The organism is Moorena sp. SIO3I8, from assembly GCF_010692325.1.
In the GTDB taxonomy this organism is placed as follows: Bacteria; Cyanobacteriota; Cyanobacteriia; order Cyanobacteriales; family Coleofasciculaceae; genus Moorena.
On the sequence record NZ_JAAHHW010000141.1, the window covers coordinates 1 to 16,713 of the forward strand.

Genomic DNA, 16,713 nt, shown 5'->3' on the forward strand with positions numbered 1-16,713 from the left:
TTCCCGACTCCCGACTCCCGACTCCCCACTCCCTACTCCCTCCTCCCGACTCCCTACTCCCGACTCCCGACTCCCGACTCCCGACTCCCGACTCCCTACTCCCTACTCCCTACTCCCTACTCCCTACTCCCTACTCCCTACTCCCTACTCCCTACTCCCTACTCCCTACTCCCGATTACTGTTGCGTCAAGCGCGTCATAACCTTATTCGACCGTTCCACAAACGCCTTCATGCCTTCGGCATCAAAGCCTTTCTGGGCCATCAGTGCCAGGTCATAGACATGCTGACAAATCATGCTAGCCAATTCCGCTGAGGGAGACTGACCGCCACTCTGAATAATACTGCTTTGACTGAGGTTGACTAGATTCTGAATCAGTGGGTGGGTGGTATTGACCACTAAAATATGTTCCTCTGGGAACTGTACCGACTCCTGTTGCATCATGGCAGTCATTTCCTGTAGACGGCGCATTGCTTCCGGTAACAATACCATTGCCGGTGGGGTGCCTTGGGGGTCATCAGACTTGAGGGCTTGAGTCCGAACATTGACCTTAGGCTTATTAATCGCTTGCTCGAACAGTTCCTTAATCAGGTCAGAACGGGTTTTGTTGGTCTTCGGGTCAACAATCTCTTTTTCCTGCTCCTTATCAACAAGGGTATCATCCAGGTCCGAATCCACCCGAGAGAACTTAGCCTCTGTATATTCCCGTTCCAAGAAGCTAATGTAGTGGGTGTCGATAAAGGAGTCCATAAATAGGACTTCTAACCCTTGATTTTTGTGCAGTTCTACATAAGTGGCTTGGCTAGCCTCATCAGTGCAATAGAATACCCGATTTTCGTGATTTTCTTTATTGCGCTCTAGATACTCTTTGATGGTAGTGTAGGGTTGAGAAGAGGAAGACTTCACCTCTTCTGTGCCAGCATCTGGAGTGACATCCTCCCAAGCATCCCCATCTTGGGATTGCACCTCTACCTTAGGGCTGTCAGTGGTTGGAGCTTCGGAACTTTCCACCGGTTGATAGGTGGTGCGGAAGATCACAATATCTTCTACTTGTTTCTTAAACTTATCGCTATTGATGCAGCCAAACTTAACGAATGTACCCACATCTTGCCAGGAACGGATGTACTGATCCCGCTCATCTTGATACTGTTGCTTTAAGCGATCGCCAACTTTCTTAGCAATAAAGTCACCAATCCGAGCCACTGTCCTGTCCTTGGTCAGAGCAGAACGGGAAACATTCAGGGGAATATCAGGACTATCAATCACCCCTCGCAGTGGCATCAGGAAGTTAGGAATTACTTCCTCACAGTTGTCACTCACAAACACTTGATTACAGAAAAGCTTGATTTGCCCCTTAGTCACATCCACGTCTGGCTTCAGTTTAGGGAAATAGAGAATGCCATCAAGCAAGAAAGGATAATCTGTGTTTAGATGTACCCACAGCAAGGGTTCATCTTGGAACGGGTAAAGATAGCGATAGAATTCTAGATAGTCTTCTTTGGTCAGGTCTCTTGAGGATTTCTTCCACAGTGCCTCATGCTTGTTGATCACCTCATCTTCCAGCTTGATGGGCACTGCCATGAAATCACAGTAGGATTTGACTAGCTGACGAATCCGTGAGGGTTCTAAGTACTCCTGTTCCTCCTCTTGCATGGTCAGGGTAACGGTAGTACCCCGTTCCGTCCGCTCAGAATCCGATAGTTCAAAGGCTGGAGAACCATCACAGGCCCAATGAACTGCGGAAGCTCCTGATTGATAAGACAGGGTATCAATTTCCACCTTCTGAGCCACCATGAAAGCAGAATAGAAACCCAATCCGAAGTGACCGATAATCTGTTGGTCAGCTTCCTTTTGGTACTGCTGGATAAATTCTTCAGCGCTAGAAAAAGCAACTTGATTAATATACTTTTTCACCTCATCGGCAGTCATCCCAATGCCGTTATCTGAGATGGAGAGAGTTTTCTTATCCTTATCAATGGTAATTTTAATTTCCGGGTCTCCCACATCCCCGTCAATCTCCCCAGCATAAGAGACCATCTTCAACTTCTGGATGGCATCCACTGAGTTGGAGATCAGCTCCCGCAAGAAGATTTCGTGATCGGTGTAGAGAGACTTCTTGATAATCGGGAAGATATTCTCAGTATGAATCGTGATTGTGCCTTGTTCCAGTACAGTCATTGGTATAGGTATATTTATATGAATGTCCCTTTAACGATTCTGAGGGATAACTTTTGATACGACAGATGGGGTTGTCCACCGATAGGGATTCGGATTTCCGTATCTTGGGTAGGACTAGTGAAGTTTATTTGGTTTCGCCCCCCTAACCCCCCAAATCTACAGAACATGGTTGGGATAGGGACAACAATGAAAAATTTCCTGGCTAGGGATGAGAGGTAATAGCCAAAACAGTCAGCTGCTTGTTCAGCTTCAGATTGAAATTCCAACCGAAAATCCACTAGTCATCAATCTCCATGCTAGCATATTGAGCAAAATCACCTAAATATTTTCCTTTCCCTTCTGCTGCTTGGTGGATACCTCGTTTCACCTGCGCCAGGGTTTCGGGATTTTGCCATAACCACTGTTCTTCTTCTGGAATTGGATCGAGTAGGATTTGTCCTGTATCGTTGATCAAGACTCGGTAGACTTTTGCCTTAGCTTCCGGTTCTAATTTTAAACAAAAGTGCTCATCAATTTGGGCAGCATTATCAATGACCTGGAAGTTTTGGTTAAGAATCATTTTTAATAGCCGACTAGCTAGATATATACACTAGTTTAGTCTAGCCTGTTGAATAAGCCCACTTGCCTTGAGTGCGATTGACTTGCTTGTCACGCTACGCGATCGCTAAACACCCCACACCTGATACCGAGTTGCATTCAAAGATAGTAGATTGGTGGGATGGGGAGATGGGGAGATTGGGAGATGGGGAGATTGGGGCAATAGAAAGTTGTACCTTTGACCGCTACTTAGTATCATAACCCACAACAGCTTCAGGGTTTGTAGTGGTAAAAATAAGATAAATTTTCCTCCATTTTTGAATTCAGATAATCAATATCCTCTTGATTTAAATATTCAGTAAATCCTCCCACTTTTCCTTTACGAGTTTTGTAAGACTCTTGATATTGCTGGTCAGTTGGAGTCAAGCGATCGGATTTAAATGTCCGGTTTTGTTCCATCTGGCGCATATTCTTAAAGGAGGCAAAGTTAACAGCTTCCTCAATTACTTCATTCCGAACTGATTTAACACCTAAAAATTCTAAAACCCGCTTCAATTCTTTTTTTGTATTTGTTTGGATATCTTCATAACGCACCAGCAAAAAATCTTTCGGTAGATAGCGATTAGCTTCCCATATATTGTAATACCGAATCAAGGTATCAAAGCTCCCCACTGACTCATGAATGAAGCTAGGCAAATCCCCCTCATAGGGTTTAATTCGTTCAGCATACTGCTTCAGAGAGTCTACTTGCTGCATGATGTGAGCATAGTGTCCCACCCGTTTAGTATGTTCAAAGTAGATAGATACTACTACATCCCTAGGGTCTCGGACTAATAGAATTACCTTAGCATTTTTATAGTTTGCCTTACTTTGAACAAGTTCATCAGGCTTTTTCCATTCTGGTTCATCATCATGAATAACTCGAATTTTTGGGACATCAGGGTGCAATGGTGCTAAGGTTTCCAACTCCAATATTCTCTCCATAATTTTGGGGTCAGTTAGACCTAAATGCTTTTCTAATACCCGTCCAATCATCAATCTGAGCCAGGTTCGTCCAGATTTAGGAAATGAAATCAGATAGGCATCCACTGACCGTTGATCATACCAACGCACTAGACTAGTGATTAGAGGCTTTTGAGCCATTCGTCCTAGGAATGTTCCTAGTTTTCGTCTTCCTTCTGGTGGTAGTTTGCTCTTGACAAAAGACCAAGCACCAACAATGATTGATCTAACTAAAATCCCGTTAAGTATCATAATTATTATAGGTTAATTTTAGATGTTAACAAAAGGGAGTCGGGAGTCGGGAGTCGGGAGTCGGGAGTAGAGAGTAGGGAGTCGGGAGTCGGGAGTCGGGAGTCGGGAACTTCGGAATTGCCAAAAAATCCTGTTTACGTCATTACTATAAAAAAAGCTATTTTAACAAAAAAACCAAAGTGATCAATTCCCTATTCCCTGAGCGCAGCGCTATACAATTTAACTATATACCCAAGATAAATAAATCCGCTATAGCAATTCTCAGACTCATTCATGAGATACACATAATTTTTACCACTCCACCCTCCCTACTCCCTACTCCCTACTCCCTGCTCCCTGCTCCCTAAAACCCAAGACGAAAGTACCTCACCCATATTGATAACTGCTATATACCATGACTAAAGTTTTTATAATCTGTTCTGGTCTGGGTCATATCCAGCGGGGCTATGAATCGTTTGCCCAAGAGTGCTTCGCCGCTTTATCTCAGGAATCTTCTCTTGATATCACCCTGTTTAAAGGAGGAGGTAAGTCTCAAGAAAAAATGATTACATTATGGAATCTACCACGGTATAGTTGGATGGCCGGTCAACTGGGAAGATTGGTTAAGCAATTAAGTAACTTTTTAAAAAAAGGTGACTATTTTGTCAGACAAGAAGGCTACTTTATTGAACAAGCATCATTTATCGTAAGTTTATTATCACATATATATCGTGAACGTCCAGAGGTAATTTACTTCAGTGATGATGGCTTAGGCTATCTACTGTGGCACTGGCGGCGTTTGACAAAACAGAGTTATAAGCTGCTTTTCCGTAATGGAGGAGCCTTCTCTCCTCCTTTTTACCGTTGGGATCATGTACAGCAGTTAACACCAATTCACTATAAACAGGCGTTAACCTATGGAGAGCCTGTTGAGAAACAAAGTCTACTTCCCTCTGGATTCTTCATCCCTTCCAAATTACAGATACTGTCACCATTAGAACGAGAGGCTTTACGAGAGAAATTAGGACTACCGAAACAGCAACCGTTAATTCTTTCTGTGGCAGCGATTAACAAGTATCATAAACGCATGGACTACATCATTCATGAAGTAGCGAGTTTGCCAAAACCTAGACCATTCCTATTATTATTAGGTCAACAGGATTTTGAATCACCGGAAATTATTCAGCTTGGGGAATATCTATTAGGGGTTGATCAGTTTCAAGTGCGAACTGTTGCTCGTGAGCAGGTAACGAATTACTATAAAGTTGCTGATATTTTCGTCTTAGCTTCTCTCCATGAAGGATTACCACGAGTAATTGTCGAGGCGATGTCCCATGGTTTACCTTGTTTAGCTCATGATTATGACATTACTCACTTTGTTTTAGGCAATGAAGGATATTTCGCTAATTTTGAATTAACTGGAAGTTTAGCTAATTTAATTACTCAAGTATTGAGTGAAGGGTATAACGATAGTAAGCGTAAAAATTGTCATCGCAAGGTCTATGAAAGGTTTAGTTGGCAGCAGTTATCAACCGCCTATGTTGATATGATTGAACGGTGTAGATTAATGGCAAAGGGAACAGGGAGTAGGGAGTAGGGAGTAGGGAGTAGGGAGTAGGGAGTAGGGAATCGGGAGTAGGGAGTAGGGAGTAGGGAGTAGGGAGTAGGGAGTAGGGAGTAGGGAACTTCAGATTTTACAAATTTACTGTTGTCGAAGCTTTCGGTAATATTACTCCGAAAAAAAACGCGATGCTCAGCAAAGAGCCGCTACGCGATTGACCTGCATGTCACGCTACGCTAACGCTAACTTGTTATTACAATTTTAGCTAACCGATTTTATCGGTAATTTTAATTAAAAAAAAACGCGATTGACCTGCATGTCACCCTACGCGATTGACCTGCATGTCACGCTACGCGAACGCTTCCGATATTTTCCCGATTCCCGATTCCCGATTCCCGATTCCCGATTCCCGATTCCCGATTTCAGATTCCCGATTTCCTCGTTTCCTTTAAATTATCCCTAAAAAAAAATTCTAAAAACCCTTGACAAATATGTTAGTAATCATTAGGATTATATTTATTAAGTTAAAAACATTGTTTCGACTATGCATCACAATTTTCTGCCAAATTCAGACAACAATCCAGAGGATATCACTCCGAAGATTACTCCTGAGGAGTTTTCCGAAAAAGAATTCCTTGTTCCGTATATTCTGAAGGGAACTCGCCAGCAAATAAGCCATACCATGCATATCCTTAATGCCATGGGCTATGCACAGCTTTCGGAGTGGAGTCCTCTTCAGCCCACTGGAATTCCAGGGCAATTTATTACGATGATGAGGAGATACTGGATTTGGCGTTAACACCTTAAATTTCTGGGGGGGTTTCCCCCCCGGCCAAAGGCTCCGGTCTGTTCGCTACGCGAACAGATTGGTAATAAAATTGAGTGCATAAGCGAAAATTCCTAGCCGTGGAAAGTATTTCTGCGGCTATTTTTTTTGTTAGCAGGTTTAAGGTTAGTATGTTGTTCGCGTAGCGTGGCCAAAAGGCCAAGGTTAGTAGGTTGTTCGCGTAGCGTGGCCAAAAGGCCAAGGTTAGTAGGTTGTTCGCGTAGCGTGGCCAAAAGGCCAAGGTTAGTAGGTTGTTCGCGTAGCGTGGCCAAAAGGCCAAGGTTAGTAAGTTTAAGGTTAGTAGGTTTAAGGTTAGTAGGTTGTTCGCGTAGCGTGGCCAAAAGGCCAAGGTTATTAGTGTTTAAGGTTAGCAGGTTGTTCGCGTAGCGTGGCCTTTTGGCCAAGGTTAGTTTATTGCATTGATGAGGTACATTTATAAATCTCAAAGTCCCCCTTTTTAAGGGGGATTTAGGGGGATCGCTTTGTCCCTAATCGGAGAGAGAATTGCTATTTTATGTTAAAGGTTATTATGTTGAAAGTTATTAACAGGCTCAGCTCATCAACACCAAACCTCGCACCATTAGTATTGTCTTGAGCCAATCACTAATATCATCTCCGGATAATTACCCTTAATAAAAATCTGCCCCATCTCCCCATCTCCCCATCTCCCCACACTTGCCTGCTCCGAAGCTCCCTAAAACCAAGATGCTCTAAGGTTCTGTTCGCAGATATCCGAGAATAGTGCTAGTATTAAATAATCCTGGAAATCGATTCAGTAATGCGGTAGACTGAGGAGCAGGTAATATAAGTAATAGGATAATTTTCAGCAATACTTTTAAGGTAACCTTTGCCAGTAATAAGGTTGGATCATGTCTGAGGGCATGGCAAAGAAATCGGAGTGCGGCTAGGGTTATGTGTCGTTCTGGAAATGATTCAAAAGCCTTGAAAATTAGGTACTTATACAGGTTAGCGAGGCTGTGCTTTTTCAGATATTGTAGAGAATCAGGAGCAGCAGCAAAGGCTCGTTCAATTACTTGTAAGCAACCTGCTTCCATCTTGGAAGTATCAGAAGAGGCTGAATTAGCTGAGACTCGATATAAAATGTGTGGGTATGGTACAGCTACAAAGGGATAACGAGCTGCGAGCCGCAGCCACATATCCCAATCTTCTGCCTGGGTTAGGGATTCATCAAATTGACCAACTGTGTCAAATGCTTTCTTACGAATCAGGACGTTAGAACCATTTTCCAAAAAATCAGTTAGCAAGAGCTGAGGATAAACATTACCATTGAGAGTGATATGGTTACCCCGCCGCACAAACTGACCTGATTCATCGATATAATCTGTCCAACTATAGGCAACGGCGGCTTGGGGGTTTGCCTCTAAAGCCTTTAACTGGAACTCTAATTTATCTGGATGCCAGAGATCATCGGCATCTAGGAAAGCAATATAGTCCCCTGAAGCATGGGATAATCCACGATTACGGGCTGAGTTGACACCAGCATTGGGATAGGAAAAAATTTTTAATCGAACATCTTTGATACTATAAATTATTTCCCCTGTCGAGTCTTGGGAGCCATCATCAATGACAATTATTTCAAAATCCGTAAATGTCTGATTTAAAACAGATTGAATAGTCTGTTTGATAGTTTTTTCGTCATTATAAACTGGTATAATTATAGATATTAAGCTGGCCTTCATTTAAATTTCATGGTTCTGACATTAAGGGAGTAGGGAGTAGGGAGCAGGGAGCAGGGAGTAGGGAATAGGGAGTAGGGAGTAGGAAAAAATTTAAGTATTTAGTTTAATATGATAGCTGATAGCTGATAGCTGATAGCTGATAGCTGATAGCTGACAATGCTATACTGATTTAGTTCTATGGTTCATTAGCCCCTTAATAGTTTCTTCTGGAGCATTTTGCTGCTTCAAATAGGTTTTGAGAGTTGTTTCGGTTTTACTCTTGAGTAAAAAATCACTGACTAACAGTTTAATAACTTGCCTAACATAGGAAATAGCATACCTCCAGAAAGGTACATGGTGTGATTCTTCATAAATTATATTGACCATATGCCAGATATTATAATTTGACTTTAAATTAGTGAATCCTTTCAATATCTCTAGTCTTTTGGCTGTATTCGGTTGAAGATACCATTGTAGTAAAGGGGGCATATAACGAATCAAGTCATTTAAATTATAATCAGTAGTGGCTTGGAGTTTACTTGACAAAATCACGTTAAATCCTGATTTATGAGCACGACTAACAAACTCAAAGTCACCGCCGTAATGCCGGAATCTATCAGCATCTGGAAATCCAATTTTATCGACGACTGCTCTGGGGATGATAGCTATATTACCATTTAGGGTATCGACTGACCTAGCTTCTGCTGTCGCAAAATAATCCATACTCCGAATTGGCTGTTTTTTATGCATGCCACTGAACACAATCCAATCGGAATAGGTTTTATCCCGGACAATACCCCCAACAATTGTATTATTGTACAGTGGAGATTGACAAATATCAATCAGGTTGTTAAGGAAATTGTCTGACAGAGAAATATCATCATTTAGCCAGACTAGGTAATCGGAGTCTAATTTATCTATGGCATAGTTCATCCCGAGACAAATTCCACCTGTCCACCAAAGATTGCCATCTCCCTCAATTAAGTAAACATTGGGAAATTGACGTCTAATCATGTCTGGGGTGCCATCTGTGGAACCATCATCTACTATGATGACTGAGATAACTGAGGTATTATCGGTATTTGCTTGAGGAATTTGCTGAAAAATTTGACTCAGAATATTCTGAGTATAGTGTTGCCTATTTCTAACTGGAATAATTAAGGATATTTGAGTCATTTTAGCAAAGGGAGTAGGGAGTAGGGAGTAGGGAATAGGGAATAGGGAATAGGGAGTAGGGAATCGGGAATCGGGAGTCGGAAAAATTAGTTTTTGTACTTCATTGAATATGATTTTTTTTAATCTAAACATACCTATTAAAAAAGTGTTATAATGATAGTATGTGCGTCAACTATTATTTTCCACTGTTCCCTGTTCCCTGTTCCCTGTTCCCTTATTTTGTAAAAGCTTTCTAATAGTAAAAAATGGACTGAGCAAACTGCCCCAGAAGAATTCTAGTTCAAAGGCAGCAATGAGATTAGTTTTAAATTGTCCTCGATACTTAAGGAAATGTAGGATAAATCGGCGCAAATTTCCCAATAAGGTTTTGGTAATTACTATAGGCTTTTGCCAAAAGGTAGCATTAATCAGGCGGAGCTGACATGTGGCCAAACCACAGCCACGAGCGAGAGTGAGCAAGTAATCTCTCTGAAGACGCCACTGGGGAATCTGATGATAGCTATGCATGGCTGGGTTATACCAAATTTCCCAACCTGCTTTGTACATATACAGCAATGGCTCATAATCATCCCCCTGGACGAATAATCCGGGTAGTTTGCCTGTCAAACTGGGACGAGGTGGCACACTATCGAGCCAAGCTTGTCTACGAACGACTAAGCTTGCCCCTGGGGGTAGCCTGATTTGCTCGGGTTGAAAGGGATGGGGGTTTGGTCCATGTTCCCGAATTGCGAGAAATTGCTTGATGGGATCAAAATTTTCTGGGGGTTCGACTTCAAAATCACCGTGAATTTGACCACTGTAGGCTCCTGCCTTAGGATACTTTTGACCAAAGCTATAGGCTGCAGCAATCCAGTTGGGATCAGGTAAATTGTCATCATCTAAAAAACCGATTAATTCACCTTTAGCCTCCTGGACAGCTCGCAACCTGGCAAATGCTGATCCTTGTTCGAGTTCAAAACAATATCTTAAGGGGACAGATAAATCCCAATTGCTTTGATAGTCTTGAATAACCTGGGCAGTATCATCGCTACTATTGTTGTCAACAACAATAATTTCCCAACTGATGGAGTTGAGGAAAGTTTGCGATCGCAGTCGTTCGAGCAGTAATGGTAAACGCTTCGCCCCATTATAGGTCGGAATCGCTACAGTAAAGTCAACAGCCATAGAACTAGCTCATCTAGCTTTGTTAGTAAATCACCACAATTTTGCCAAATTGGCTCAACTAATAGAAGCATAATTTGATATCCTGAGATATCCTGATTGGTGATTTGAGATTGATGGAGAGAACCTCCTTCACCCACTCAATCATAATTATGATAAGATCAACAACTGTATTTTCCTGGAATTCAAGGGCGATCCCATTGGCCAGCATGGGTGAACTTACCCATATAACTCGTGGTCTAGACAAGGTAAGGGACATGCAGGGTGTTTACAAATTATTTTCCCTTACCTAAAAACCTTTGAGTATGGACGTCATTGACTAGAACCATTGACACCGGACTAGGTAAGGGACATGCAGGGTGTTTATAAAATAATTTTCCCTTATCCAAAAATTTTTTGAGTGTTGACCGTTGACTCTTTAGTGTTGACTGTTTACTGTTTCGTTTTGACTAGTTAGTGTTAACTATTCACTATTGACTGTTAACAAACAGCAATATTCCTAGCATTTCCTACTTACCAAGAGTCATCTACCGTGTTATTCAACTCATACGCTTTCATCTTCGGCTTTCTTCCCATTACCCTGGTGGTTTTTTTTGGCTTAAGTCGCTTCCGTGTGGTTAAAGCAACCTGGGTATGGATGACGTTAGCATCCCTATTTTTTTATGGTTATTGGAAAATTGCTTATCTGCCTCTGTTAATAATTTCAATTAGTGGTAACTATGTCATTGGTAAACAGATAGAGAAGCTAGTAATTCTGTTAGACGAAGGAAGTGGAGAGGATAATGCGGCTCCTGATAAACCCGATAAAATCTCAAGCCTAGTATCTACAGTAATTAGTTATAAACAGCAAACGAAACTGCTGCTTTGGATAGGTATTTGCTTTAATTTAGCGATTTTGGGCTATTTCAAATATGCTAATTTTTTCGTAGATTCATTAAACTATATTTTAGGCACAAGTATCACTATTCCACCAATCTTACTCCCCTTAGCAATTTCTTTTTATAGCTTTACCCAAATTGCCTATATTGTTGATGCTTATCGTGGGGAAACGAAAAAGTGTAGGTATAATTTTATGACCTATAGCCTGTTTGTGTCTTTCTTTCCCCAACTGATAGCCGGTCCAATTCTCCGTTACGATGAACTATTGCCCCAGTTTGAGAAGTTACGCAATAGCCTGTTTTCCTGGAAAAACATGGGAATGGGGCTGAGCCTCTTTATCCTAGGTTTAGGTAAAAAAGTTGCGATCGCAGATAATCTATCTCCCTGGGTAGCCACTATTTTTAACAATACTGACCAACTCAGCTTTGTAGAAGCCTGGGTTGGGGCATTGAGTTATACCTTTCAACTGTATTTCGATTTTTCCGGCTACTCTGACATGGCAATTGGCTTAGGATTAATCACAAATATCCGCCTACCGATTAACTTTAATTCACCCTACAAAGCGAGATCTATCAGTGACTTTTGGCGACGTTGGCACATTACCTTATCCAATTTCCTCCGGGATTACCTGTATATTCCTCTTGGTGGTAATCGTCGCGGTCGTCTACGTCAATATGGTAACTTATTAGCCACAATGCTTCTCGGAGGATTGTGGCATGGTGCTGGCTGGACATTTGTGATTTGGGGGGGACTCCATGGCTTATTTTTGGTAATTAATCATAGCTGGCGGCAAATGAAGCTATCGATGCCGAAAATTATAGCCTGGATCCTGACATTTTTAGCAGTGGTGAGTACGTGGGTATTGTTTCGGGCAACTAGTATTAGTGATGGTTTAGGAATATTACAGGCAATGGTAGGACTCAAGGGCGTTATCTTGCCTACTACTTATCAAAATACCTTGGGTTGGTTAACCCCCTTAGGCATCCAATTTCAGGAGTGGCAAGAGATGAACGTTCTTCTGCCACCTATAGGTTTAGAAAAGACCTTTATGGTACTATTCGGACTAATCCTAGGGGTTACCTTTTTGCCTAATACCCAGCAAATCATGGAACACTTCAAGCCTAGCTGGTACTGGGCAACAGGTATTGGCTTAATCGCTACATTTTGCCTACTATCTCTTAACAGAGTGTCCGAATTTCTTTACTTCCAGTTTTAAAGGTGTGGGGAGATGGGGAGATGGGGAGATGGGGAGATGGGGAGAGGGGGAGATGGGGAGATGGGGAAGTGTGGGGCAGGGGCGCGGGGAGTCAGATCACCAACGGTTGTGGTTTCCAGGGCTTTGAAGGTGCAGATCCAGGTAACCCAAACTCTTCCCCCTGTTCCCTGTTCCCTCTGTTCCCTGTTCCCTGTTCCCTGTTCCCTGTTCCCTGTTCCCTGTTCCCTATTCCGCTGCTCCCTGCTCCCTGCTCCCTGCTCCCTGCTCTTAACTAACCGCTGGAACAACTGATTCACTAGCTGTTACTGGTTTACTGGGTACTTTATTACTAAATGTAAGCCCCTGATCTCCACAATCAATGAAAATGGTATCCCCTTCGATAAACATATTTTCTAAAATCTTAGTAGCAATGGGATTTTCTAACTCCCGCTGAATTGCCCGCTTCAAGGGACGAGCACCATAGACGGGATCATATCCAGCGTCGGTCAGATAATCTTGAGCTTGCTCAGACATTGCCAGGGTAATCTTTTGCTCTGCCAACAGCCGCTCAATCCGTTTGAGTTGAATCCCGACAATCTTCCGCAATTCATCCTTGGTTAGGGTATGGAATATGATCACATCATCGACCCGGTTCACAAATTCTGGGCGAAAATGCGATCGCAAAGACTCTGTCACTCGTTTGCGCATTTCCTCATACTTGGAATCATCCCCAGCTACTCCCAAAATATGCTCACTGCCAATATTGCTGGTCATGACAATAATGGTATTCCGGAAATCGACGGTTCTGCCTTGGGAGTCGGTAATTCGTCCGTCGTCAAGTACCTGTAACAAAATGTTAAATACATCCCGGTGTGCCTTTTCCACCTCATCGAGCAATACTACTGAGTAAGGACGCCTACGCACGGACTCTGACAGTTGTCCTCCTTCTTCATACCCTACATATCCTGGTGGGGCACCTACTAACCGAGAAACTGCGTGTTTTTCCATATACTCGGACATATCAATCCGCACCAGAGCTTCTTCGCTGTCAAACAGAAACTGAGCCAGTGCTCTAGCTAATTCGGTTTTACCGACCCCAGTTGGTCCCATAAACAAGAAGGAACCAATGGGACGCCCGGGATCTTTCATCCCTGCTCTAGCGCGACGAATGGCAGCAGCCACAGCAGAAACGGCTTCTGTTTGCCCAATCACCCGTTTATGTAAATGTCCTTCGAGCTGTAATAACTTCTGGCGCTCTGATTCCAGCAATCGCTTCAGGGGAATTCCGGTCCATTTGGCCACAATTTCGGCAATATCGGATTCACTGACTTGTTCTCGCAACAGAGCACTACCTCCCGATTGGAGTTCCAGCATCATACTTTCTTTGGCTTCCCGGTCCCGCTGTAAAGCTTCTAATTTGCCATATTTTAGCTGGGCTGCCTTATTCAGGTCATAATTCCGTTCTGCCTGTTCCACTTGTACCCTTAAGTGTTCTTCTTCCTCTTTTAAGGCACTGATGTCTTGTAACAGTTGCTTTTCCGATTGCCATTGTTTATTGAGTTGTTCCTGTTTTCCCCGTAAAACCACAATTTCTTTTTCAATGCGCTCTAACCGTTCTTGGGCAGAACTATAGGTGGCGGTGGTGGCAGTGGTTCGCTTATCTTCCCCTTCTAGAGATAACTTTTCCATTTCCAGCTGCATCAGCCTGCGGTCAGTCGCTTCCAATTCTACTGGCTTGGAGGTAATTTCCATTTTGATTTTGGCTGCAGCCTCATCCACCAAATCAATGGCTTTATCGGGTAAAAATCGGTCACTAATGTAGCGCTGGGATAAGGTAGCTGCTGCTACCAAGGCTGAGTCGGTTATATTAACCCCGTGATGGACTTCATAGCGTTCTTTGAGTCCCCGCAAAATCGAAATGGTGTCTTCTACAGTTGGTTGCTTAACATAGACTTGCTGAAACCTACGTTCTAGAGCAGCATCCTTTTCAATATGCTTACGGTACTCATCAAGGGTAGTTGCTCCAATACAACGCAATTCTCCCCGAGCTAGCATTGGTTTGAGTAAATTCCCTGCATCCATAGTGCCACCGCTAGCACCAGCTCCGACTACGGTGTGCAATTCATCGATAAACAGGACAATTTGACCATCTGAGTGGGTCACTTCCCTGAGTACAGCTCTAAGTCGGTCTTCAAATTCCCCCCGATATTTAGCACCTGCAATCAAGCTGCCCATATCTAAGGAAATCAGCTGGCGGTTTTTCAGGGATTCTGGGACATCCCCATTCACAATTCGTTGGGCTAGTCCTTCTGCGATCGCAGTTTTTCCTACCCCTGGCTCTCCAATCAACACGGGATTATTTTTCGACCGACGAGAGAGCACCTGAACCACCCGACGAATTTCCTCATCCCGACCAATCACTGGGTCAAGTTTTCCGGCTTGAGCGGCTTCGGTCAAATCCCGCCCGTATTTTTCCAAGGCTTCGTAACGGGATTCGGGATTTTGGTCTGTGACCTTTTGAGAGCCTCGGATGGCTTTAATGGCGGCTTCGAGCTTTGCCGCATCCTGGTTATAGGTTTTGAGCAAGCGGCGTCCTACCCGTTCATCCACCGCTAAAGCCAGTAACAGATGTTCTACTGCAATATAGTCATCCTGCAAAGCCTTGCGATAGGCTTCCGCATTATCGAGCATCACGTCTAAAGCACGACCCAGGTACAATTGGTCTAGGTTAGCGACCTTAGGTTGGCGGTTAGCAAAATTTTCCAGTTGTTGCTGAAACCGGTTAACATCAACAGTGATACGGGATAGAATTCGATTGGGTAGCCCATCTTGTTCCAACAATGCGATCGCAACGTGTTCGACTTCCAGCTGTTGATTTTTGCAGCGACGGGCGACATCTTGAGATTTAACAATCGCTTCCCAGGCTTTATCAGTAAACTTGTTGGCGTCAGTGGGCTGCATATCTTACAACAAATCTCGCTTTTTTACCATCTATGCTGTGGTTAGTATAGCAATCCCTTTTACCCTATATCCGGAAAGTCGGGTTTTAAATTGATCAAGGATAGATTATTACTGATCAAAGGTTGACGGTTATGATTCCCATTCACGGTAGGGTTTCTGGATCAATCCCCATTGTTTTGAGATAATCCGCTAACCGTTGAACCGCGAGAAGCCCCGCACGTTACCTTCATTGTCTTGATGCAGCGCGGTCATGGGGGGAACCCCCATGACCGCGCTGCATCGCTGGGTAAGTGTCGTATGGGAAGCGCGGGGCAAGGGTCCCAACGGAGCTTACCAATGTGATATAGTAGGAATGGTAGGGAAAATAAATTAAGAGCTAACCGCCACCTACCAACTAAATATAGAACTTTTTGTATTGTTCCGGCGCGGAGGGGCATCCCGGAGACGAAACCTTAGAATAGGGCAGCCTTAATCATAAAGTTTTAACCCTTTACGCATAACCGACTAACCATAAAGGCTGCCCTATTCTTGCGGTAACTTCTGACCGTGTCGTTAATAAAGCTTATCGAGTATCCGAACGCAGTAGCTGGAGTTGGTAAGAAGCCCGCGCTGTCCCGCGCTTGGCAGCGTCGGGAGATGTCACGAAACCATCAGGGACAATAGTCGGTTCTTTCGGTTTATAGTAAACTCCCATCTTCACCCCTAGGAACCAATGTTGGCGCTCTGACCACACCCAAGAGAGGACTAAGGTAAGCTATCAGCTAATGCGCGTAGCGCATTAGCTGATAGCTGATAACTGACGGCTTAATGCTTACTAATTTGCTCTGTAAGCTTTCGGTGTCATGCCGGTAAATTCTCGAAACTTTTTGCTCAAATGGCTGTGGCTGTTGAACCCACACTCTAAGGCAATGTCCACAATTAATCGGTCTTTTAGTTTCAACAACTGCTTCGCCCGTTCTACCCGTTGCTGAATCAAGTATTGGTAGGGAGACATGCCAATTGACTGCTTAAATAGACGGCTGAAATGGAATTGGCTCATGTCTAGCAATCGAGCTAATTCTGCCAGTTTAATATCTCGATCTAAATTTGTATCAATGTAATCTATAATTTGCTGTAGTTGACGCAGGGGTAAGCCACCCTGGTAAATTGGCAACTGAGGTTTGGTAGCTGCGTGTTGCCTCAGTAAATTCACTGCTAAGACGGTTAGAGTCGATGCCTGGTATTACCCAGGGCACCTCTCCTTCAGAACTGGGCGTGAGACTTTCACCTCACCCAGCTCCTAGATATCCTCTCCTTTCGGAGTGCTCCAGTGTATCTGTTGATGGCAGC

18 protein-coding genes are annotated in these 16,713 nt (G+C 43.4%); 8 read left to right on the plus strand and 10 right to left on the minus strand.

Annotated features, from left to right (window positions below; all coding sequences use genetic code 11):
- Positions 1-201: hypothetical protein (locus F6K51_RS31285; RefSeq protein WP_293027965.1), on the plus strand; the 201-nt coding region annotated here is incomplete at its 5' end.
- Here the strand turns inward: F6K51_RS31285 and htpG are convergent.
- Both htpG and F6K51_RS31295 read right to left on the minus strand, forming a co-directional pair.
- On the minus strand, positions 176-2,176 hold the full coding sequence (htpG, locus tag F6K51_RS31290; RefSeq protein ID WP_293027968.1) for a molecular chaperone HtpG: 2,001 nt from the start codon (positions 2,174-2,176) through the stop codon (positions 176-178). The two genes, F6K51_RS31285 and htpG, sit on opposite strands and share 26 nt — an antisense overlap.
- A 277-nt stretch (positions 2,177-2,453) precedes the next feature.
- Entirely contained in the window at positions 2,454-2,735 is a 282-nt protein-coding gene (locus F6K51_RS31295) for a hypothetical protein (RefSeq protein ID WP_293027971.1), read from the minus strand.
- Positions 2,736-2,812: 77 nt separating this feature from the next.
- Between F6K51_RS31295 and F6K51_RS31300 the strand changes: the two genes are divergently transcribed.
- Entirely contained in the window at positions 2,813-2,974 is a 162-nt protein-coding gene (locus F6K51_RS31300) for a hypothetical protein (protein WP_293027974.1), read from the plus strand.
- Between the two features lie 12 nt (positions 2,975-2,986).
- Here F6K51_RS31300 and F6K51_RS31305 read toward each other — a convergent pair whose 3' ends face one another.
- Positions 2,987-3,967, minus strand: a complete 981-nt coding sequence (locus F6K51_RS31305) for a sulfotransferase domain-containing protein (protein ID WP_293027977.1) — start codon at positions 3,965-3,967, stop codon at positions 2,987-2,989.
- Between the two features lie 179 nt (positions 3,968-4,146).
- Here F6K51_RS31305 and F6K51_RS31310 point away from each other — a divergent pair, with 179 nt between their 5' ends.
- From F6K51_RS31310 to F6K51_RS31325, 4 genes are all read left to right on the plus strand, one after another.
- Complete coding sequence (locus F6K51_RS31310) at positions 4,147-4,314, plus strand: hypothetical protein (protein ID WP_293027981.1); 168 nt, start codon at positions 4,147-4,149, stop codon at positions 4,312-4,314.
- Between the two features lie 47 nt (positions 4,315-4,361).
- The gene (locus F6K51_RS31315; RefSeq protein WP_293027985.1) at positions 4,362-5,543 is read left to right on the plus strand and encodes a glycosyltransferase family 4 protein; all 1,182 of its coding nucleotides are present in this window, start codon (positions 4,362-4,364) and stop codon (positions 5,541-5,543) included.
- A 271-nt stretch (positions 5,544-5,814) separates the two neighbouring features.
- Positions 5,815-5,970: a hypothetical protein gene (locus F6K51_RS31320; protein WP_293027988.1), complete on the plus strand. Its 156-nt coding sequence runs from the start codon at positions 5,815-5,817 to the stop codon at positions 5,968-5,970.
- 81 nt (positions 5,971-6,051) lie between these two features.
- Entirely contained in the window at positions 6,052-6,306 is a 255-nt protein-coding gene (locus tag F6K51_RS31325; protein WP_293027991.1) for a hypothetical protein, read from the plus strand.
- A gap of 101 nt (positions 6,307-6,407) precedes the next feature.
- Here the strand turns inward: F6K51_RS31325 and F6K51_RS31330 are convergent, their stop codons facing one another.
- The 4 genes from F6K51_RS31330 to hpsE form a co-directional block, all read right to left on the minus strand.
- Positions 6,408-6,737 carry a hypothetical protein gene (locus tag F6K51_RS31330; protein ID WP_293027994.1) on the minus strand — a complete coding sequence of 110 codons (330 nt, stop codon included), beginning with the start codon at positions 6,735-6,737 and terminating at the stop codon, positions 6,408-6,410.
- A 306-nt stretch (positions 6,738-7,043) separates the two neighbouring features.
- Positions 7,044-8,033 (minus strand): glycosyltransferase, encoded by a 990-nt coding sequence (locus tag F6K51_RS31335; protein WP_293027997.1) that lies wholly within the window; start codon positions 8,031-8,033, stop codon positions 7,044-7,046.
- Positions 8,034-8,192: 159 nt separating this feature from the next.
- Entirely contained in the window at positions 8,193-9,320 is a 1,128-nt protein-coding gene (locus tag F6K51_RS31340) for a glycosyltransferase family 2 protein (RefSeq protein ID WP_293027999.1), read from the minus strand.
- Between the two features lie 36 nt (positions 9,321-9,356).
- Entirely contained in the window at positions 9,357-10,352 is a 996-nt protein-coding gene (gene hpsE / locus F6K51_RS31345; protein ID WP_293028001.1) for a hormogonium polysaccharide biosynthesis glycosyltransferase HpsE, read from the minus strand.
- A gap of 529 nt (positions 10,353-10,881) precedes the next feature.
- Between hpsE and F6K51_RS31350 the strand changes: the two genes are divergently transcribed.
- Both F6K51_RS31350 and F6K51_RS31355 read left to right on the plus strand, forming a co-directional pair.
- Positions 10,882-12,444 carry an MBOAT family protein gene (locus tag F6K51_RS31350; RefSeq protein WP_293028003.1) on the plus strand — a complete coding sequence of 521 codons (1,563 nt, stop codon included), beginning with the start codon at positions 10,882-10,884 and terminating at the stop codon, positions 12,442-12,444.
- A 20-nt stretch (positions 12,445-12,464) separates the two neighbouring features.
- On the plus strand, positions 12,465-12,719 hold the full coding sequence (locus F6K51_RS31355; RefSeq protein ID WP_293028005.1) for a hypothetical protein: 255 nt from the start codon (positions 12,465-12,467) through the stop codon (positions 12,717-12,719).
- Here the strand turns inward: F6K51_RS31355 and clpB are convergent.
- The 3 genes from clpB to F6K51_RS31370 all read right to left on the minus strand — a co-directional run bounded on the left by clpB (position 12,712) and on the right by F6K51_RS31370 (position 16,576).
- The gene (gene clpB / locus F6K51_RS31360; protein WP_293028008.1) at positions 12,712-15,384 is read right to left on the minus strand and encodes an ATP-dependent chaperone ClpB; all 2,673 of its coding nucleotides are present in this window, start codon (positions 15,382-15,384) and stop codon (positions 12,712-12,714) included. The two genes, F6K51_RS31355 and clpB, sit on opposite strands and share 8 nt — an antisense overlap.
- 562 nt (positions 15,385-15,946) lie before the next feature.
- Entirely contained in the window at positions 15,947-16,078 is a 132-nt protein-coding gene (locus F6K51_RS31365) for a hypothetical protein (RefSeq protein ID WP_293028011.1), read from the minus strand.
- Positions 16,079-16,198: 120 nt separating this feature from the next.
- On the minus strand, positions 16,199-16,576 hold the full coding sequence (locus tag F6K51_RS31370; RefSeq protein WP_293028014.1) for a helix-turn-helix domain-containing protein: 378 nt from the start codon (positions 16,574-16,576) through the stop codon (positions 16,199-16,201).
- Between the last annotated feature and the right edge of the window lie 137 nt (positions 16,577-16,713).